The 18,665-nt window shown below is 47.5% G+C and carries 29 protein-coding genes; 15 read left to right on the top strand and 14 right to left on the bottom strand.

The window, feature by feature from the left end; genetic code table 11:
* Window positions 1-1,120: thiamine pyrophosphate-dependent enzyme (locus IX95_RS10995; protein WP_038159799.1), on the bottom strand; the 1,120-nt coding region annotated here is incomplete at its 3' end.
* A gap of 321 nt (window positions 1,121-1,441) precedes the next feature.
* Between IX95_RS10995 and metK the strand changes: the two genes are divergently transcribed.
* The 8 genes from metK (at window position 1,442) to ruvX (ending at window position 7,880) form a co-directional block, all read left to right on the top strand.
* The gene (gene metK / locus IX95_RS10990) at window positions 1,442-2,596 is read left to right on the top strand and encodes a methionine adenosyltransferase (RefSeq protein WP_006958242.1); all 1,155 of its coding nucleotides are present in this window, start codon (window positions 1,442-1,444) and stop codon (window positions 2,594-2,596) included.
* Between the two features lie 278 nt (window positions 2,597-2,874).
* Entirely contained in the window at window positions 2,875-3,669 is a 795-nt protein-coding gene (locus IX95_RS10985; protein WP_038159796.1) for a DUF2189 domain-containing protein, read from the top strand.
* Between the two features lie 65 nt (window positions 3,670-3,734).
* Window positions 3,735-4,232, top strand: coding sequence for a SprT family zinc-dependent metalloprotease (locus tag IX95_RS10980; protein ID WP_006958245.1), 498 nt, complete (start codon window positions 3,735-3,737; stop codon window positions 4,230-4,232).
* A gap of 79 nt (window positions 4,233-4,311) precedes the next feature.
* A complete protein-coding gene (locus IX95_RS10975) occupies window positions 4,312-5,016 on the top strand; it encodes an endonuclease (RefSeq protein WP_038159793.1) in 705 nt (234 codons plus the stop codon).
* Window positions 5,017-5,124: 108 nt separating this feature from the next.
* Window positions 5,125-5,856 (top strand): 16S rRNA (uracil(1498)-N(3))-methyltransferase, encoded by a 732-nt coding sequence (rsmE, locus tag IX95_RS10970; protein WP_031343392.1) that lies wholly within the window; start codon window positions 5,125-5,127, stop codon window positions 5,854-5,856.
* Window positions 5,857-5,869: 13 nt separating this feature from the next.
* Window positions 5,870-6,820, top strand: coding sequence for a glutathione synthase (gshB, locus tag IX95_RS10965; protein ID WP_019277263.1), 951 nt, complete (start codon window positions 5,870-5,872; stop codon window positions 6,818-6,820).
* Window positions 6,821-6,876: 56 nt separating this feature from the next.
* Window positions 6,877-7,440, top strand: coding sequence for a YqgE/AlgH family protein (locus tag IX95_RS10960; RefSeq protein WP_019277262.1), 564 nt, complete (start codon window positions 6,877-6,879; stop codon window positions 7,438-7,440).
* A gap of 17 nt (window positions 7,441-7,457) precedes the next feature.
* Window positions 7,458-7,880: a Holliday junction resolvase RuvX gene (gene ruvX, locus IX95_RS10955; protein ID WP_029236265.1), complete on the top strand. Its 423-nt coding sequence runs from the start codon at window positions 7,458-7,460 to the stop codon at window positions 7,878-7,880.
* Between the two features lie 108 nt (window positions 7,881-7,988).
* Here ruvX and IX95_RS10950 read toward each other — a convergent pair whose 3' ends face one another.
* Window positions 7,989-9,095, bottom strand: a complete 1,107-nt coding sequence (locus tag IX95_RS10950) for a PilT/PilU family type 4a pilus ATPase (RefSeq protein ID WP_038159788.1) — start codon at window positions 9,093-9,095, stop codon at window positions 7,989-7,991.
* Between the two features lie 11 nt (window positions 9,096-9,106).
* Window positions 9,107-10,144: a type IV pilus twitching motility protein PilT gene (locus IX95_RS10945; RefSeq protein WP_006958261.1), complete on the bottom strand. Its 1,038-nt coding sequence runs from the start codon at window positions 10,142-10,144 to the stop codon at window positions 9,107-9,109.
* Window positions 10,145-10,168: 24 nt separating this feature from the next.
* On the opposite strand from IX95_RS10945, the gene IX95_RS10940 reads away from it, so the two are divergent.
* The 7 genes from IX95_RS10940 (at window position 10,169) to IX95_RS10905 (ending at window position 14,683) form a co-directional block, all read left to right on the top strand.
* Complete coding sequence (locus IX95_RS10940; protein ID WP_038159785.1) at window positions 10,169-10,885, top strand: YggS family pyridoxal phosphate-dependent enzyme; 717 nt, start codon at window positions 10,169-10,171, stop codon at window positions 10,883-10,885.
* Between the two features lie 27 nt (window positions 10,886-10,912).
* Entirely contained in the window at window positions 10,913-11,731 is an 819-nt protein-coding gene (proC, locus tag IX95_RS10935; RefSeq protein ID WP_038159783.1) for a pyrroline-5-carboxylate reductase, read from the top strand.
* A gap of 38 nt (window positions 11,732-11,769) precedes the next feature.
* The gene (locus tag IX95_RS10930; protein ID WP_038159781.1) at window positions 11,770-12,327 is read left to right on the top strand and encodes a YggT family protein; all 558 of its coding nucleotides are present in this window, start codon (window positions 11,770-11,772) and stop codon (window positions 12,325-12,327) included.
* Entirely contained in the window at window positions 12,327-12,617 is a 291-nt protein-coding gene (gene yggU / locus IX95_RS10925) for a DUF167 family protein YggU (RefSeq protein WP_038159779.1), read from the top strand. Before IX95_RS10930 ends, yggU begins: the two co-directional genes overlap by 1 nt.
* 288 nt (window positions 12,618-12,905) lie before the next feature.
* Window positions 12,906-13,250: a hypothetical protein gene (locus IX95_RS10920; RefSeq protein WP_038159775.1), complete on the top strand. Its 345-nt coding sequence runs from the start codon at window positions 12,906-12,908 to the stop codon at window positions 13,248-13,250.
* 43 nt (window positions 13,251-13,293) lie between these two features.
* Window positions 13,294-13,689, top strand: coding sequence for a hypothetical protein (locus tag IX95_RS10915; protein WP_235202618.1), 396 nt, complete (start codon window positions 13,294-13,296; stop codon window positions 13,687-13,689).
* 685 nt (window positions 13,690-14,374) lie between these two features.
* Entirely contained in the window at window positions 14,375-14,683 is a 309-nt protein-coding gene (locus IX95_RS10905; protein WP_038159766.1) for a hypothetical protein, read from the top strand.
* Here the strand turns inward: IX95_RS10905 and IX95_RS26635 are convergent.
* From IX95_RS26635 to IX95_RS10860, 11 genes are all read right to left on the bottom strand, one after another.
* Window positions 14,680-14,838 carry a hypothetical protein gene (locus IX95_RS26635; RefSeq protein WP_171354827.1) on the bottom strand — a complete coding sequence of 53 codons (159 nt, stop codon included), beginning with the start codon at window positions 14,836-14,838 and terminating at the stop codon, window positions 14,680-14,682. The two genes, IX95_RS10905 and IX95_RS26635, sit on opposite strands and share 4 nt — an antisense overlap.
* Window positions 14,838-15,059 carry a hypothetical protein gene (locus IX95_RS10900; protein WP_038159763.1) on the bottom strand — a complete coding sequence of 74 codons (222 nt, stop codon included), beginning with the start codon at window positions 15,057-15,059 and terminating at the stop codon, window positions 14,838-14,840. Before IX95_RS10900 ends, IX95_RS26635 begins: the two co-directional genes overlap by 1 nt.
* A gap of 91 nt (window positions 15,060-15,150) precedes the next feature.
* The gene (locus IX95_RS10895) at window positions 15,151-15,570 is read right to left on the bottom strand and encodes a hypothetical protein (protein ID WP_031343383.1); all 420 of its coding nucleotides are present in this window, start codon (window positions 15,568-15,570) and stop codon (window positions 15,151-15,153) included.
* A gap of 69 nt (window positions 15,571-15,639) precedes the next feature.
* Window positions 15,640-16,296 carry a hypothetical protein gene (locus IX95_RS10890; protein ID WP_038159759.1) on the bottom strand — a complete coding sequence of 219 codons (657 nt, stop codon included), beginning with the start codon at window positions 16,294-16,296 and terminating at the stop codon, window positions 15,640-15,642.
* Window positions 16,286-16,483: a hypothetical protein gene (locus tag IX95_RS10885; RefSeq protein ID WP_038159756.1), complete on the bottom strand. Its 198-nt coding sequence runs from the start codon at window positions 16,481-16,483 to the stop codon at window positions 16,286-16,288. Before IX95_RS10885 ends, IX95_RS10890 begins: the two co-directional genes overlap by 11 nt.
* Entirely contained in the window at window positions 16,480-17,040 is a 561-nt protein-coding gene (locus IX95_RS10880; protein WP_038159753.1) for a hypothetical protein, read from the bottom strand. The genes IX95_RS10885 and IX95_RS10880 overlap by 4 nt, the downstream gene beginning before the upstream one ends.
* Complete coding sequence (locus IX95_RS10875; RefSeq protein WP_436411208.1) at window positions 17,040-17,462, bottom strand: hypothetical protein; 423 nt, start codon at window positions 17,460-17,462, stop codon at window positions 17,040-17,042. The genes IX95_RS10880 and IX95_RS10875 overlap by 1 nt, the downstream gene beginning before the upstream one ends.
* 142 nt (window positions 17,463-17,604) lie before the next feature.
* Window positions 17,605-18,036, bottom strand: a complete 432-nt coding sequence (locus tag IX95_RS10870) for a hypothetical protein (RefSeq protein WP_051912544.1) — start codon at window positions 18,034-18,036, stop codon at window positions 17,605-17,607.
* Window positions 18,018-18,224 carry a hypothetical protein gene (locus tag IX95_RS10865; RefSeq protein WP_038159814.1) on the bottom strand — a complete coding sequence of 69 codons (207 nt, stop codon included), beginning with the start codon at window positions 18,222-18,224 and terminating at the stop codon, window positions 18,018-18,020. The genes IX95_RS10870 and IX95_RS10865 overlap by 19 nt, the downstream gene beginning before the upstream one ends.
* Window positions 18,221-18,370, bottom strand: a complete 150-nt coding sequence (locus IX95_RS26630) for a hypothetical protein (RefSeq protein WP_021458726.1) — start codon at window positions 18,368-18,370, stop codon at window positions 18,221-18,223. The genes IX95_RS10865 and IX95_RS26630 overlap by 4 nt, the downstream gene beginning before the upstream one ends.
* 9 nt (window positions 18,371-18,379) lie before the next feature.
* Window positions 18,380-18,658, bottom strand: a complete 279-nt coding sequence (locus IX95_RS10860; protein ID WP_038159748.1) for a hypothetical protein — start codon at window positions 18,656-18,658, stop codon at window positions 18,380-18,382.
* Window positions 18,659-18,665 lie beyond the last annotated feature (7 nt).

The following is an 18,665-nucleotide window of genomic DNA, read 5'->3' as shown; positions in this document are numbered from 1 at the left end:
ATTCAGGTAGCATTTGACCAAACGCTTCTAGTGCGTTTTGAGACGCTTTACGTGATGCGATGTTTGCAGGGTTTGCTTGAAGGTCGGCAATGATTTGTGTTGCTTTCTCTTCCCACTCAGCTGGCAATTCACCGTTTAGACGACGCTTAAGTTCTGCGGCTTCTGCAGGGTAAGCTGCAGCGTATGCGTCAAACTTCGCATTCCAAGCTGCTTCTTTAGCTGCGCCTGCTTCTTTTGCATCCCACTCTGCGTAAACGTCTGCTGGGATTTCAAAAGGACCGTGTTCCCAACCTAGCGCTTTACGAGTTGCTGCAATTTCGTCAGCGCCTAGTGGTGCACCGTGACAGTCGTGTGAACCAGATTTGTTTGGAGAACCAAAACCGATGATGGTCTTAGTACAGATTAGTGTAGGGCGTGGGTCCGCTTTCGCAGCGATAATCGCTGCATTGATTGCTTCTGGATCGTGACCGTCTACTGCTGGAATTACGTGCCAGCCGTACGCTTCAAAACGCTTAGGTGTATCGTCAGAGAACCAACCTTCTACATCACCATCAATAGAGATGCCGTTGTCATCCCAGAAAGCGATTAGTTTACCAAGGCCTAGCGTACCTGCTAGAGAACACGCTTCGTGAGAGATACCTTCCATCAGACAGCCGTCACCCATGAATGCATAAGTGAAGTGGTCTACGATGTCGTGGCCTTCTTTGTTGAATTGTGCTGCTAGAGTTTTCTCAGCCAGCGCCATACCTACCGCGTTAGTGATACCTTGACCTAGTGGGCCAGTCGTCGTTTCGATACCCGGTGCGTAACCGTACTCTGGGTGACCTGGTGTCTTAGAGTGCAGTTGACGGAAGTTTTTCAGGTCATCAATAGACAGCTCGTAACCCGCAAGGTGAAGCAGAGAGTAAATCAGCATAGAGCCGTGGCCGTTTGATAGTACGAAACGGTCGCGGTCAGCCCATTTTGGGTTAGCTGGGTTGTGGTTTAGGTGAGAGCGCCAAAGAACTTCAGCGATGTCAGCCATACCCATAGGTGCGCCTGGATGACCAGAGTTGGCTTGTTGTACGCCGTCCATGCTAAGGGCACGGATAGCATTAGCTAGATGTTTGCGGGAAGACATGTCTGCTCCTGAGTGCGTTAAGCGAAAACTAATTTTGATGGGCGATTATTCTCTCAAAGGCGCCTAAGCTGTGCAAACGTTTTACAGTCTGAATACAGGGGATTCTCGCTTATTTTCTGCCATTTCTATCCAAGTTAGTAATATTTAACTCTTTAGAAGCAAACGTTTGGATATGTATTAAATTAAAAAAGAGCTTGTAATTCGAGCTATGAAAATTAGAATAGACGTCTAGATGTAGAAACACCTACAGATATCAGTATTATTTCTTAGTGTTCCGCCGTTAATAATGGAGCACTTCCTTGAATTAAAAGTGGAGCTCTCATGGCTAAGCACCTGTTTACTTCTGAGTCGGTATCAGAAGGTCATCCAGATAAAATCGCAGACCAAATTTCTGATGCAGTTCTAGACGCAATCATCGAGCAAGATCCAAAAGCGCGTGTTGCGTGTGAAACGTACGTAAAAACTGGCATGGTGATGGTTGGTGGTGAAATCACTACATCAGCATGGGTAGATATCGAAGAGTTAACTCGCCAAACCGTTCGTGATATCGGTTACGTTCACTCTGACATGGGTTTTGATGCCGATTCTTGTGCGGTACTGAACACCATTGGTAAACAGTCTCCAGATATCAACCAAGGCGTTGATAAAGCGGATCCAAAAGAGCAAGGTGCTGGTGACCAAGGCATCATGTTTGGCTACGCGACTAACGAGACAGACGTACTAATGCCAGCTCCAATTACGTATTCTCACCTACTTGTTCAAAAACAAGCAGAAGTACGTAAAAACGGTACACTACCTTGGCTACGTCCTGATGCGAAATCACAGGTAACGTTCCAGTACGACCAAGGAAAAATCGTTGGTATCGACGCTGTCGTTCTTTCGACTCAGCATTGTGACTCAATCTCTACGCCAGACCTACGCGAAGCGGTTATGGAAGAGATCATCAAGCCAGTTCTACCATCAGAGTGGCTAAACAAAGACACTAACTTCTTCATCAACCCAACTGGCCGTTTTGTTATCGGTGGCCCAATGGGTGACTGTGGTCTAACAGGTCGTAAGATCATCGTTGATACATACGGTGGTGCTGCTCGTCACGGTGGGGGTGCATTCTCAGGTAAAGATCCATCAAAAGTTGACCGCTCCGCGGCTTACGCTGCTCGTTACGTTGCGAAAAACATCGTTGCGGCTGGCCTTGCTGACCGTTGTGAGATTCAGCTTTCTTACGCAATCGGCGTTGCTGATCCAACATCTATCATGGTGGAAACATTTGGTACCGAAAAAGTATCTCAAGACATCATTGTTGAAGCAGTACGCCAGCACTTCGATCTTCGCCCATACGGCCTACAAGAAATGTTGAACCTACTTCAGCCAATCTACAAGAAAACAGCAGCATACGGCCACTTCGGTCGTGAAGAGTTCCCATGGGAAGCGACTGATAAGGCTGCACTTCTACGCGACTTCGCTGGTCTTAAGTAATTTAAATTACCGCACTAATTTGCTATTCAAGGGCTTCTGGGTAACCAGAAGCCCTTTGTTTTTGTGCGCAAAAATCAAACAACAAATTTGTATTTTTTTGTCATGGGGTCAATAGTTAACAATATGTTAAAAGGATAATTCTTTGCCAAAAGTTGCTTTTTAACAGACCAAGTTAGATGCGCAGCTTATTAGGGCAGTCGCAAAGCCGGGCATCGAATTCCAAAACGCCACCCATTAACCTAAGGGTGACTTATTACAGAGTCGATCAAGGAGGATGTATGCCTCGTACGGTGAATCCACAAGACTTCAACGAAAAACGAAAGGAAGTCCCAGATAACGAATACGCACGTACTATACCGTGCAATCATGTCAGCTTATCCGCGCCGTTTCATTGGCTGTCACTCGGCTTGCACGACTTTGTGCGTATGCCGTTGATCAGTGCCTTTTACGGTTTATGTTTTATGGCGGCCGCTATTGGTATTGTGCTGCTAGTGCAATGGCAAGGCACACATCTAGTCGTCATGCCAAGTTTAGTCGTCTATATGCTAATTGGTCCCTTCTTAGCGCTAGGGCTTTATGATGCCAGTTGGGAGCGGGAAAAGGGCCATCACGCCAGCTTACTTCACTCAATGAAAGCCATTGGGCGTAACTCTTCATCACAATGGGCATTCGCTGTCATGCTCGCCGTGTGTATGATTTTCTGGATGCGTATCGCTGCATTACTTCATGCGTTATACCCATCTGTTCAAGGCGCACCATTAACCGATTTTCTTCCATTCCTCGTTATCGGCTCTTTGGTCGGCATGGTACTGGCTGCGATTGTGTTTAGTATTTCTGCTTTCTCCATCCCACTTATGATGGAGCGACGCGTTGATATGATGACCGCTGTGTTTACCAGCTTTAACGCAGTAAAATCAAACATTCCGGCGATGATCGTATGGGCGGCCGTGATCTGTGGCGGTATCTTAATTGGCTTTGCGACTTACGGAATCGGCATGTTGTTTACGATGCCAATTCTTGGCTACGGTACCTGGCACGCTTATCATGAAACCATCAAGAAAAAGCACCATTAGCGCCAACGTCTAATCCGGTATATGATTCGCCCCTTATCTAAGGGGCGAATTTTTTGGAGATGAATTTGGATACAGAGCTTAGCTATCGCGCACAACAAGTGGTCGCTCGCTATATCGTAACGGCTCAACATGCTTTTCAGCGCTCATTTTCTTTCCCTTCTATCAGCTACAAACTGAGAGGTAAAGCGGCGGGCAAAGCCTACCTCCAACTCAATGAGATTCGCCTCAATCCCGTTTTATTTACCGAAAATCAGCAAGCGTTTTTCGATGAAGTCATCCCGCATGAAATCGCACATTTGATCACTTATCAGGTCTATGGTCGAGTCAGACCTCACGGTAAAGAATGGCAATCGATCATGGAAAGCGTATTTGGCGTCCCTGCTCGTACTACGCACAGTTTTGAAATTACTTCCGTACAAGGGAAAACCTTCGAGTACCGCTGTGGGTGCCAGCTCTACCCACTGACTATCAGACGTCACAATAAAGTCCTGCGTCATCAAAGCAGCTACCGATGCCAGAGCTGTCAGCAAACCCTTGTGTTTACGGGTAAGCAGCTCTCATAACTCAGTGAGCCATTAATAAGTTTCACTGACAAATGCATGCTAGACTGCGATAAGTCATACTTTTCTAATACTTATCGACATGAAACTTCGTGCATTTTTTGTTTACTTCACTGTACTTATTAGTTCATTTCAGGTGCTCTCTGCGCCTCCCTCTTCATTTTCGAAAGCCAAGAAAGAAGCACTAAAGATATATTCCGATCACCCCACCAGCTTTTACTGTGGATGTGATATCACCTGGCAGGGAAAAAAAGGTATTCCCGATTTAAAGTCATGTGGTTACGCCGTGAGAAAACAGCAAAAACGTGCTTCAAGAATCGAATGGGAGCATGTTGTTCCGGCTTGGCAGTTTGGCCACCAACGACAATGTTGGCAGTCTGGAGGACGAAAAAACTGCACCAAAAATGACACCGTATTTCGCTCAATGGAAGCCGATCTACATAACCTCACCCCCGCTATCGGTGAAGTGAACGGCGATCGCTCGAATTACAACTTCAGCCAGTGGAATGGGATGGATGGCGTGACGTATGGCCAATGCGAAATGCAGGTCAACTTTAAGCAACGGAGAGTCATGCCACCAGACCGCGCCAAAGGTTCCATTGCCCGAACCTATCTGTACATGAGTCAGGAATACGGATTCAAGCTATCGAAGCAACAAAACCAACTCATGACAGCTTGGAATAAGCTCTATCCGGTCGACACATGGGAATGTGAACGTGAGCGTCGAATCTTCAAGATTCAGGGCAATCATAACCCTTTCGTTTTCAAGGCATGCCAGGCGCTGTAATTGACCCTTATGAATTGTAGCGATATGTACAGCCTGCCCCTTGTTTTTTAGGCATAAAGCATCCATGTTAGGAGTTCATTCTCAATTATCTGGCCGGATACAAAGCTGATGCGAATTCCTCGAATTTATCACCCTGAACCTATAACCCAACTTGGCAGTTTAGCGCTTAGCGAAGATGCAGCCGGCCATGTAGGAAGAGTCTTGCGGATGAAGGTTGGACAAGAAGTGTTGCTTTTTGATGGCTATGGGGCCGAGTTTCCAGCCGTAATTGAAGAAGTCAGCAAAAAGTCCGTCACCGTGAATATCACTAAACGTGTTGAACGCAGCAGCGAGTCACCGCTGGACCTGCATTTAGGTCAGGTCATTTCTCGCGGGGAAAAGATGGAGTTCACCATTCAGAAGTCTGTAGAGCTGGGCGTTAATACCATTACCCCACTGATTTCTGAGCGTTGTGGCGTCAAGCTAGATCAAAAACGTTTTGAGAAAAAGCTCGCCCAATGGCAGAAAGTTGCCATCAGCGCTTGCGAGCAAAGTGGACGCAATATCGTTCCGCAGATTCGCCCTATCATGCAGTTGGATGAGTGGTGTGCAGAAGATTATGATGGCCTTAAACTCAACCTTCACCCCAGAGCAAAATACTCAATCAATACGCTGCCAGCGCCGGTCGAAAAAGTTCGCCTGTTGATCGGCCCCGAAGGTGGCTTGTCCGCAGAAGAGATCGAGAAAACCCGAGAATATCAATTTGAAGAGACTCTGCTAGGCCCACGCGTATTACGCACAGAGACAGCAGCTCTTACCGCAATTACTGCCCTTCAAGTTCGCTTTGGCGACCTTGGTTAAACGGAGAAAAACCATGATCAAATTAGGTATCGTGATGGACCCTATCGAGTCCATCAACATCAAGAAAGACTCTAGCTTTGCCATGATGCTTGAAGCGCAGCGCCGCGGCTACGAAATCCACTACATGGAAATGCATGATCTGCACCTAGACCAAGGTGTCGCTGTTGCAGACACCAAAGTGGTGGAACTCAAAGAAGATCCAACAGGCTGGTTCCAGTTTAAGTCAGAGCAAACTATTGAGTTGTCAGAGCTTGATGCGGTATTGATGCGTAAAGATCCTCCGTTCGATACTGAATATATCTACGCAACCTACATTCTTGAGCGCGCAGAAGAGAAAGGCACGTTAATCGTCAACAAACCTCAGAGCCTGCGTGACTGTAACGAAAAGCTGTTCACAGCCTGGTTCCCGGAACTTACCCCAACCACTATCGTGACCCGCAAAGCAGAGAAGATTAAACAATTCCGCGAACAGCACGGAGATGTGATCTTAAAACCACTAGATGGCATGGGTGGTGCATCTATTTTCCGAGTCAAAGAGAACGATCCAAATGTTTCTGTGATTATCGAAACCCTGACTAACCACGGCCAAAACTATGCGATGGCACAAACATTCGTTCCTGACATCAGCAACGGCGACAAGCGAATTCTGGTCGTGGACGGCGAAGCGATGCCTTACTGCCTGGCACGTATTCCGGCAAAAGGTGAAACTCGCGGCAACCTTGCGGCAGGTGGTACAGGTGAAGCCCGACCACTGAGCGAAACAGATAAACAGATCGCAGCGGCTGTAGCGCCTACACTTAAGGAAAAAGGTTTGATCTTTGTAGGCTTGGACGTCATTGGTGACAAGTTAACTGAGATAAATGTAACCAGCCCAACCTGTATTCGCGAAATCGAGGCTGCATTTGATATCTCAATTACGGGTAAATTGATGGATGCGATAGAGCGTCGACTCAACAAGCAGTAATTTACTCACATGATCATTGGGCGATAACTTGTCGCCCACTTTACGCTGGAGTAACTATGAATTTAACCAACCACTTTTTAGTTGCTATGCCGGGGATGAAAGATCCCTACTTCCAACGCAGCGTTATCTACGTATGTGAACACAATGATGATGGCGCGATGGGTTTAATGATTAATGCTCCAATCGACATCACAGTAGGTAAAATGCTCAAGCAGGTCGACGTTGAAGCGACTCAACCCCAACTCAAAGTCGGTAGCCTTGAGAAACCGGTACTCAATGGCGGCCCAGTTTCAGGAGATCGAGGATTTATTCTTCACCAACCAAAAGATCATTATGAATCCAGCATTCAGATGACTGACTGTATCTCCGTCACGACTTCGAAGGACATACTCGCGGTTCTCGGTACAGAAGCCGAACCACCAGAGTACATTGTTGCATTAGGTTATTCCGGTTGGGAAGCAGGCCAATTAGAGATTGAGCTTTCTGAAAACTCTTGGCTAACGATTGAAGCCGACCCTGATGTCATGTTTAACACACCGATCAACGAACGTTGGCAAAAAGCCGTGCAGATGCTTGGCATCGACGCGTCTCAACTGTCCAGTGATATTGGTCACGCATAACCTCACAACTAAAATTTATGTCTAGAACAATTATGGCTTTTGACTTTGGCACTAAAAGTATTGGCAGTGCCATTGGTCAGGAGATTACAGGCACGGCATCGCCGCTGAAAGCCTTTAAAGCCAACGATGGCATTCCCAACTGGGACGATATTGAAAAGCAGATCAAAGAATGGCAACCAAATCTACTGGTTGTCGGCCTGCCAACGGACCTTCACGGCAAAGATCTGGAAACGATTACTCCTAGAGCGAAAAAGTTTGCTAATCGCCTTCACGGTCGATTCGGCCTTCCTGTCGAGCTACACGATGAGCGCTTATCCACTACAGAAGCTCGCTCAGAGCTGTTCAGTATGGGCGGCTACAAGGCGCTCAGCAAAGGGAATGTCGACTGCCAGTCAGCGGTCGTTATCCTTGAAAGCTGGTTTGAAGCTCAATACGGCTAAGCGAGAAAACAGAAAGGGTTGGCACATTGCGCCAACCCTTTACATTTCAGCACTACAAATAGAGCACGATAGAAATATTTATAATCCTCAAACGGCGAAGAGCAATCTCTAGTCCATATCAATCTTCACATCTGCCAGCGCACCACCACCGAAGCTTTCACCTCGTTGAGTTTTAAGCATGATACGCAGATCATTGGCTGAATCCGCACTGTGCAGCGCATCTTCTTCAGTAATTTTGTCATTCACTACCAATTGGTAGAGTGCCTGATCAAATGTCTGCATACCAATTTCCTGAGATTTCGACATGGTTGATTTGAGTTCATGCAGATCACCGCGTCGAATGAGATCCGATACTCGTGGGCTGTTGAGTAAGATTTCAAAAACGCCATGACGACCTTGGCCATTTTTATCTCGAATCAACTGCTGGCCGATAACACCTTTAAGATTCATGGAGAGATCAAACAAGAACTGCTCTTTTTGCTCTTTCGGTACAAGATGCAGAATCCTTTCCAAAGCTTGGTTAGCATTGTTAGCGTGCAACGTCGCCATACACAGATGCCCCGTCTCAGCGAATGTCATCGCGTACTCCATGGTCTCTCGCGAGCGGATCTCACCGATCAAGATCATATCTGGAGCCTGACGCAAAGAGTTCTTCAGCGCGACTTCATAACTTTCTGTGTCTAAGCCAACCTCACGTTGCGTGACGATGCATTTCTGATGTTCGTGGACAAACTCAATCGGGTCTTCAACTGTCAGAATATGGCCGCTGCGCTCAGTATTTCGATAGCCGGTCATCGCTGCCATTGTTGTGGATTTACCAGAACCTGTGGCACCCACAACTAACACCAAACCACGCTTGGCAATGGAAAGGTCTTTCAGAGTTTCGGGCAGTTTTAAGTCATCAAATGTGGGTATGGTGGTTTCGATTCTACGAATCACCGCACCGGGTAACTCTCGCTGGTAGAAAGCGGACACACGAAAGCGACCAAAATCCCGTACTACGGCAAAGTTCGCTTCTCGACTGCGGCTATAGTCACTCTGGCGCTCTTCATCCATGGTGCTGTGGAGTAGCGTCAGCACTTCGGCTTCCGATAAGCTCTCTCCATGCGACTTCAACTCACCATCAACACGATAAAGTACCGGCGCACCAACAGTGATGTATAAGTCTGACGCTTTCTCAGTCAGCATGCCTTGCAGATAAGCATTGATATCCATCATGACCTCTCTCAGAACAGACCTTGCTCAACTTCAATTTTCTTCGACACTTCTTCTGCATCAACCAGACCTTGAGCAATCAACTGTTTGGAGTGCTGCTCCATGGTTTGCATACCATGCGCCGCACCAGTCTGAATCACAGACTGCATTTGCGCGACCTTGTCTTCGCGGATCAGGTTACGAATCGCAGGCGTTGCCATCATGATTTCATGACAAGCGGTTCTCCCGCCGCCAATGCGCTTGAGTAATTTCTGCGCAATCACCGCACGCAGAGACTCAGAGAGCATGGAACGCACCATGCCTTTGTCGCTACCTGGGAAAACATCAATGATACGGTCGATAGTTTTCGCCGCCGAACTGGTGTGCAAAGTACCAAATACCAAGTGGCCGGTTTCAGCCGCGGTCAACGCTAGACTGATCGTTTCCTGATCGCGTAGCTCACCAACTAAGATGACATCGGGATCTTCACGCAATGCACTGCGCAGCGCGTTATTAAAACTATGGGTATCATTGTGAACTTCACGCTGGTTGATCAGACATTTGTTATTGGTGTGCACAAACTCAATCGGATCTTCAATAGTCAGGATATGCTTATTGTGGTGACGATTAATATGATCCACCATTGCAGCCAAAGTGGTCGATTTACCTGAGCCCGTTGGCCCAGTGACTAAGATTAATCCTTTCTCCATATTGGCGATGTTTTCAAAGATCGATGGCGCTTCTAGCTGCTCTAAAGTCGGGATATCGGTTGGAATGGTACGAAATACGGCCGCACAACCACGAGATTGGTTAAAAGCGTTGACTCTAAAACGGCCTACGTCCGGAAGTGCAAAAGAAAAGTCGACTTCAAGACGTTCTTCAAATTCGCTACGCTGAGCATCGTTCATAATTTCAAACACCAAACGATGCACTTCGGAATGGTTGAACGCTGGTACGCCAAGCTTTCTTACTTCACCATCAATGCGTACCATGGGAGATACACCAGCAGAAAGATGTAGATCTGAAGCATTATGCTTTACACTAAAATCCAGTAATTCAGCGATATCCATTTAAAATCCTTAATAAAGTTAGCTATGAGTAGTATTCAACAAAACATTGAACAGATCACCTCACAGATTGAAGCGGCACAACAAAAGTGTGGACGCCCTCTAGGCTCAGTGCAACTTCTGGCGGTGAGTAAAACCAAACCGTTCGACGCGATTTTAGAAGCAACTCGCGCCGGTCAGGTCGTTTTTGGCGAGAATTACGTACAGGAAGGCGTTGATAAAGTTGCGTATTTCGCTGAAAACCACCCTGAATTGACCCTAGAATGGCACTTTATTGGTCCAATTCAGTCCAACAAAACACGCCATGTAGCGGAGAGCTTTGCCTGGGTGCATACCGTTGATCGCGCTAAGATTGCTCAGCGATTAAATGATCAAAGACCTCAAGACATGGCGCCGCTGCAAGTTCTTATTCAGGTCAACACCAGCAGTGAAAGCTCTAAATCTGGCGCCAGTGATGACGAAATCTTTGCTTTGGCAGAGTTGATTTCTTCTTTGCCAAACCTCACGTTAAGAGGATTGATGTCAATCCCGGCCAACGTTTCAGACTATCAGTCTCAGCTTGCAGCCTTTAGCCATTTGGCAGAGCTGAAAAACCGATTGACGCAACGTTACCCAGAGCTCAATCTCGATACGCTTTCTATGGGCATGAGTGGCGATATGGAAGCCGCAATTGAAGCGGGAACGACCATGGTCCGAATTGGAACCGCTATTTTCGGTGCTCGCGACTACAGCAATAAAGCTTAATCAGCAATAACAGGAAGAACACAATCAATGGAACACAAGAAAATTGCCTTTATCGGCGCAGGTAACATGGTCAAGGCTATCGTCTCTGGTTTAGTGTCGGGCGGTTATCCTGCTGCCATGATCACGGCGACAGCGCCATCTGAGACTCGACGCCTGCCGTTGGAGCAAGACTTTTCCATTAAGACCACCAGCGACAACCTAGTCGCTGCCAGCGAGGCTGACGTGGTCGTCCTTTCTGTGAAGCCTCAAATGATGGAAGAGGTGTGTAAACCGCTTCAATCCATCGACTGGTCAGGCAAACTGGTCATTTCTATTGCCGCAGGTATCAGTAGCCAACGCCTATGTGAAATGCTGAATCACAACCTAAACATCGTTCGCGTTATGCCAAACACACCCTCTCAACTAGGTTTGGGAATGAGTGGTCTGTATGCTCCATCGCACGTTTCACAGCTAGACAAAGCCTTTGCAGCTGAACTAATGGAGTCATGCGGCAAAGTTTGTTGGGTAAAGCAAGAATCCGGCATCAACAGCATCATTGCTGCGGCTGGCAGCGCTCCGGCTTACTTCTTCCGCTTTATGGAAGCGATGCAAGCTGAAGCCATTGCTCAAGGTTTTGATAAAGAGACGGCTCGCCTTTTAGTACAACAATCAGCCTTAGGCGCTGCAAGCATGGTCGTTGGCAACCCAGAGACTGAACTATCAACACTGCGCGAAAACGTCACCTCAAAAGGCGGCACTACGGCGGAAGCGTTACGCACATTCAACGAACACCAACTTTCAGATATAGTAGCGAAAGCGATGCAAGCCGCAGTAGCTCGTGCTGAAGAAATGGAAAAACAGTTTTAATTAGATTGAGCTTTGGCTCTACGAAGTAAGGGTAACCTATGAATTCAATGAGTTTTCTGATTTCCACCCTGTTTGATCTCTACATCATGGTGGTGATCTTGCGGATTTGGCTGCAAGCTGCGCGTGCAGACTTCTACAACCCATTCTCACAATTTATCGTCAAAGCGACTCAGCCGGTAATTGCACCGCTGCGCAGGGTTGTCCCTTCTATAGGCAGTATCGATTTAGCGACAGTACTGTTTGCTTACGTGCTGTGTGTGCTGAAGTTTGTCGCTTTGATTCTGGTTGCCTCAGGCGGCTCAGTGTCATTCAGTGCAGAGTTCTTCTTCCTTGGCCTACTATCGCTGATTAAAGCAGCTGGTGGCTTGCTGTTCTGGGTACTGCTTATCCGTGCCATCCTGAGCTGGGTCAGCCAAGGTCGTAGCCCAATTGAATATGTCTTCCATCAGCTTACAGAGCCTATGTTGGCGCCTATCCGCCGCGTAATTCCAGCAATGGGTGGATTCGACCTTAGCGTACTGGTTCTATTTATTGGCCTTCAGTTCGCGAACTTCCTGATCGGTGACATGATTGGGCCTATCTGGTTCCAGCTATAATGGCAAAAGCCGCTTGGTTAGAAGGTGATGATCTCCTACTCAGGCTCTACATTCAGCCCAAGGCAAGCAGAGATAAGCTGATTGGGCTGCATGGTGATGAATTCAAAGTCGCGATTACCGCCCCACCTGTGGACGGAAAAGCCAACGCTCACTTGAGTAAATACCTGTCCAAACAGTTCAAAGTTGCAAAAGGGCTAATCACCATAGAGAAAGGGGAACTCGGACGACATAAACAAGTCCGAATCCAGTCCCCAGCTCATATCCCCGAAACAATAAAGGCCATCTTGTGATGGCCTTTATTTAATTTTAACTAATTGTTTTATATTAAAAATAAAAATCACACGACCACAAAATGCCCACAAGTGACAATTTGAACTCTGGATTGTACTTGTCACGCCAAAAACCAATACAACTTCATGACAGTCCCTTACTGCTCACCATGGAGCACCCATAATCACTAAAAGTACAGTGAAACCGCACATTGCTCAGGATTTGTGTATAGAGTCACATAGAAAAGGATGACAATTTCTCAAGCAAACTTTATAACCTGTGCAACGTTATGCAATTGAGGTAATACAATGGCTAGGTTAGGAATTTGTCAGATCAATAACCTTAAACTAAGTGAAAAGAGTCGACGTTCAGTCGCTGACATAAAAGAGGTGATGAAGTCAGGAAATTTACTTTCCGGTGCTTTGGCAGCAACGCCTTTCTACTATATCTTTGGTACTCCAAGTGTTACGAACAGTGCTTTTGAAACAATGATAACAATCAGAGAAACTGATTGGGACACGTTCGGCAAGGCAATGATGGCTTCCGGCCAGTACACTAGGAACATGATTTTTAATATTGCTTATGAAAGGGAAATTTACTCTAGGGGTGATGAACGGAGATTTTGGAACTGTGTTAGTGAATTATCTAAATAAAGCTCTTATTGCTACGGTTCTGCTGACTGGGTGCTCTTACTCTATGGCTGATAGCAAACTTGCAGAGAAACAATGGTTAGAACAATTTGATTATTGTGAAAGCCTGTCAGAGCAAAACAAAACCCCATTTCCAAAATCGGAGTGGTTTCAATCTTTGCCTTTTGAAGATAAAAAATCTGTAGTTGGATACATCGCAAACTACAACGATAGACAATGTATGAAAGAGCAAACAGCCGAGTTCAAAAAAGTTCTAGAAGAAGAAAACAATCAAAAGCTTCTTCAATTCTATTCAGTTGACCTGACTCCATTAGATGAGATAGTAGATGATCGTATGGATGGAATAGATAGAACCAAATTGATGGCATTACAGCAGCAGTTTAGTGCTCCATTTAACCTGCGTTTCGTTATAGAAGAGCAGAACTTATACCCACCTAAATAGATTCATTTTTAGCGAAGGGCTCATCAAAGAGCCCTTTTTTAACAATTAAGATACTGAAAAATAATAACAAATAAAAACAATTGACCACAAAATTACCACACATACATAGTAATCTACCTAGTTCACCTACCTTTGACATTTAAAACTAAATCAGTGACACCACGGAATAGCTATGACACATTGGCAAATATGAAACAATGTGAGTCTTAAAAAAACATTGATATCATACGCACGTCACGACATTCCCATCCTAAGCGGTCTAGGGTTACATGTAATAATCGAAAGGTAGCACCACATGATTTATCTGCTTGAAGTAGTTCTTATATTAGTTCCTTTAGCTATTCTAGTAGTAAGAAATCGTGTAAGACGCTACAACAAGTTTGGTAGGGTGGCTTTATACTTCTGTTTCCTTGTGCTCGTTACAGAGCTATTCTCTGGATGGTTGATGGCTATTCACATAATAAATATCCCATTTCCTGAGCCTAGCATATTTGTTGGAGCGGAATTCTGGAACATGCTAACAGGCCCCGCAGTCTTAACTATTTATGTCTATATCATTTTTGAACTGATTCCAGAAAAACACTCCACCCGCAAATACAGAGAGTAAAAAGTCAATTTTTTGCATTCTTCATGTTTAAGTTTAAGAGTCACAGGCGGAGATTTTTACCCAAGATAAGGAGAGTAAATGGTCATCTATCTAGAGCTAGTATTGCTTGTTTTCCCATTAGGGCTCGCTGCGCTTACAGCCAGAGATATTATTAGTCCTAAACTAGCCAAAACCTTGCTTGTTTCAAGTGGGAGCATATTAGGTATTGAAATACTGCTAAGTACGCTTATCGCTTTCAATGTTATAGATTTCGAATTGAGTACAACTTCACTGTTCATCGGCTCTGAAATGTGGAATTTCTTTTTAGTCCCAGCTTTACTGATGCTCTACATGTACGTTTTCACTGAGTTGAAATATTGGAAATCAGACACAAAAAAGCCCCGTTAACTAGGGGCTTTGTTTTCTAAACGTGTTAGACGCTCATCCATTTTTTCCATCATGATGCGCAGCCATTTAACTTCTGTTTTTAGTGTGACGCCAACGCCTATCCCGCTGGATAGTGCGCTGGCTACAGCAATGATTAAAGTTTGATACTCCTGCATTAGCAGAACTCATTACGGAAGGTTTCCCATAACCCCATCGCTACCGGAATGGCCGTGCCGATAAGGCCACCGTATTGCACCCCTTCCGCCGTGATACTCGCGGTAATCAGTTCTGGATGACCAGTAGCTAATGCCACACCCGCACCCAGTAAGGCGATCCCTTTTTTCGTGGACGGTTGGTCTAAGTCGATATTCAATGTGTTTTTCAATAGTGCTTTCATAACAGTTTGTTCCTTTTCAAAGTTTGAATGGCATAGGCGGCCAGTACGCCGCCTATAACCGTGATGGCAATTTTCTTTACGTCTGCTTTGCTCATGCCATGGCAACCCCTTCTCGCGCCATGTTGATGCCGTAGTAGTTGCCGACTTCCTTGCGGCTCATCGCATGCAGCAGCTTGGCCATCTGTTCTTGGTTGTTCACATCCACAAGCTGATTGGCCCCAATGCCTGACCACTGGCTGACGTGTTTCACGTACAGGTCAGTTTCGTTCTCGCTTGGCGGTGCAAAACGGTGAATCATTTGAGTCAGCGTTTTGTACCCTTGGCGTTCATAGCTTCGAAGGATGCGCGCCGCTGCGCGAAAGCCATAAACAGGGTGCGTGAACTCTTCAAATGACTTGTCGATATCAAGGGCGCTTTCCCCTTTCCACTCGGTCTTGTCACCATCCGATTCACGGATGTTCAGCGGGTTGTTGTTACGAACGCCGCGCGGTAGTGATGCTCGGTAGGTCATATAGCCTATTCCCCCTAAAACGATGATTGATGCAATAACGGTTTTCGACACCATGGCAAACCTCCCGTGTTAGCGGAATTTCTCCCATTCAGTGTCGCTCCCATCAGGTTTTGGCATGGCCGTTTCGTGCTTATCCTTAGTCGGGTAGAAATCCGCTCCATCCACTCGAAAGCCTTCCAGATACACCCCTGCATCCACACGTATCCCTTGATTAGGGAAGCGGGGAAAGACTTTGATTTCATTAACAGGTGGAATGTCCACCATCATCGAGTCTTGCGTGTATTCGTAAGTGACATTGCCCCCGCGAAGCCAAACCACCATGCCACTCATCAAATCGCAGTTCCGAATCCGAGCCACAAACGGGGTATAGTTGGGCGTGAACATGTTGCACACCACTTCGGTATAAGGCTGCACTTTCACATCACACGTGACGTATTTCAGCGCCAGCGTGGCACCTCCTACCGTGTCCCTGCCCATTGCACCGTCTTCATGCTTAATGCCGTTTTTGTCCTTGTCTGGTTCAGAGCGGAAAATCTGCAAGTGGTTCAGACGCGCCGCACTGGGTGCAGGGATGAACACCGGATAGAACTTCTCCCAGACGCCGCCCACCAAAATGGTCTTGGTCTCAGCGCGCACAAAACGGTTGGCAAGGTCGCCCGTTAAACTGTCGAGCAGCTTGCGGGTTTCAGTGACCAGCTCCCCGACCTGTGAAAAATCATTTGTCATTGTTATTCACCAATTCTGTGGCCTGATGGCGCGCCAAAGAGACCACCATCGAGCCCATTTGAACCTGATTGTTCATCAGGTGTTGAATCAAACTCATCGACTCCGCTTGAGCGGGTGCTAAGTTTTCCAGTATTTCAGCCAGCGCATCCTTTGAGCTTTCAGCGCGGCGAGGAAAGAAGCCACTCATTGGCGCACCTCCATCACCGCGAGCGTCACAGGGGTTTCGCTGTTGTTGTAGGCCCACAAATCCCCACTGCCATTGATAGTGAGGCCAGCTGGATTGCGGCGATTCCCCATCACAGGCAAACCCACATCAGGGGCGACATTCACATCACCTATCATGGCCTCGCCTTCGACCTGGCTAATGTTCTGGATGAGGACTTCCACCCGCAGACCATTGGCCGGAACCAGCAGCGACTTTTCACCCCGCGCTATCGTGATGTGCGGCGCGGTGGCAAATTCTTGCGGCGCTTTGGTTTCGGTCGCGGCCGTGCCAGAGCCCGAAGGTTTGAGGTCACGGCGGGTAAATTGATACTCCACCGTGACCACAAGGTGGTGCGGGTTCTCCACACTGATTTGCTTAAACAGGCTAATGTCGAGCCTGTCGCCGCCTTCCACACGGATACGCTCGCCGCTGTCGCTCACTACCCAGATATAACGGGTAGCCGAGCGCACAATCAGAAAGCGGTCATTGCCTACCGAGTGTTGGCGGATTTCTTTGGGTTGTAATGTTAGGTTGCTCATTAGCTCTCCTTTAGTGCGACGACGGTAACCGCCAGCCCCAGAACAATCGCCACCGCTATGGTGACTTTTCGCATGTCGCTCGCGCTGCCTGTCTGGCTGCGTGATGCAGTTTCTTCGGCCATCGCAATGGCGGCTCGGGCGCTGGTTCCAGATTGCTCCGCCATGGATTTCACCGCCGAAATCGCCTCTTCACTGCTCTTTCGCATGGTGTCCAGTGAGCGAAGATTGACTTCGCTGTTTGCGGCCATCGAGTCACGGCCAAAGATGAGCGCTTTTTCTATCGCGTTCTCATTCGATGCCATGGCGGCTTTGGTGACGCTTTCATTCGTCTTTACCGCCTCTCGGCTTAGCTCGTTCGCCTCTTTGATGGCGGCGACATTGCTATCGAGTGCTTTGGTTGTGACTGTTGCGGCCGCTCTCACAGCGCCGTGGTCGGTGGCTTTGATGTTGACCGTGGAGCCATTCACGCCACTTAACAGCACACCAAGGTTGTCACCGCTCACCGCATTGGTGCCGCTGACGTTGGTGGTTGTGGTCGTGTTGGTGCTATTGCTGCTGCCTCCCTTACCCATGCGCACCTCCAAGGTCTAACTGGTAGCGCTGCTCGGTCTTGCTGATTTGCTTGTCCAGCTCAAAGCCAAAACCCGATAAGATGCGCCCCATCCCTTTGCGGTAGGTGTGATAGGTAATCGACTGATAACCCATCGCCACACAGCGCTCGATAATGAGAGGCGCAGCTTGGCTGAGTCCTTTCCCCACCATGGCGTTGATGTGGTAAGCGTCACCAGTGACACGCCCTACAAAGCGAAGTAATACCCCCTTTGACTTGATGAGGTACATCGACGCCTGACCGGACTTCACCCCTTCCAGCATGTCGAGCCATTCCGCCTTGGCACTGTCTGAACCATTGAAAGCGGGTTTAAGCTCGTTTAAGTGATACGCCAAGTCTTTACGAGTCGCGCCTAAGTACGTGATGGTTACTGCTTGATGAGCCATAGCACTGCCCCCGTTCCCAACACTACCCATGGCAACCATGACGATGGACCGCCGCCAAAGTTGATAGAGCCATTACGAATACCACCAATAGAATTGCGCGCCGTGGCGGTGGATGGTCCCGCCATGCCACCACTCGCACTGATTGGCATTGAGCCCGAATTACTCAGGCCACCAATGGATGGGATCATTTTGCCCCCTTAGTGAAGTGGTAAGCGGCATAGCAGCCGCCCCCAATCACTGCCAGTTTGACGAACTTGCCTGCGCCAGAGCCGGACCAAAATCCCGCTCCAAAGCCCAGACCACCCGCGATAATGGGTACTAACATGACTGGCATGGTGCCCCCTTAACTGCGGCTGGCCGCAATGCCGATACCCAGCAGCGCAACAACACAAAGCACGCCGCCACCCACCATGAACATGGTCTTGTTATCCATTCCTCCGCCTTGTGGACGAGTAACGGCATTACCATGGTTGTCCTTCACAGGCGCTTGCGGCTGCTGCACGGTGCCTGCATTCTTGGATGTGTCGCTTGTGGTCGCGGTCGTGACTAAGTTGCCAAACCCCTCCCCAACGTCATCCAGCAGGCCAGAGCCAAAATCGGATAAATCATCTAAAAACGACAATCATCAC

Source organism: Vibrio sp. B183 (genome assembly GCF_000740665.1).
GTDB classification, from domain to species: Bacteria; Pseudomonadota; Gammaproteobacteria; order Enterobacterales; family Vibrionaceae; genus Vibrio; species Vibrio coralliilyticus.
This window is presented reverse-complemented; position numbering and strand designations above follow the sequence as displayed.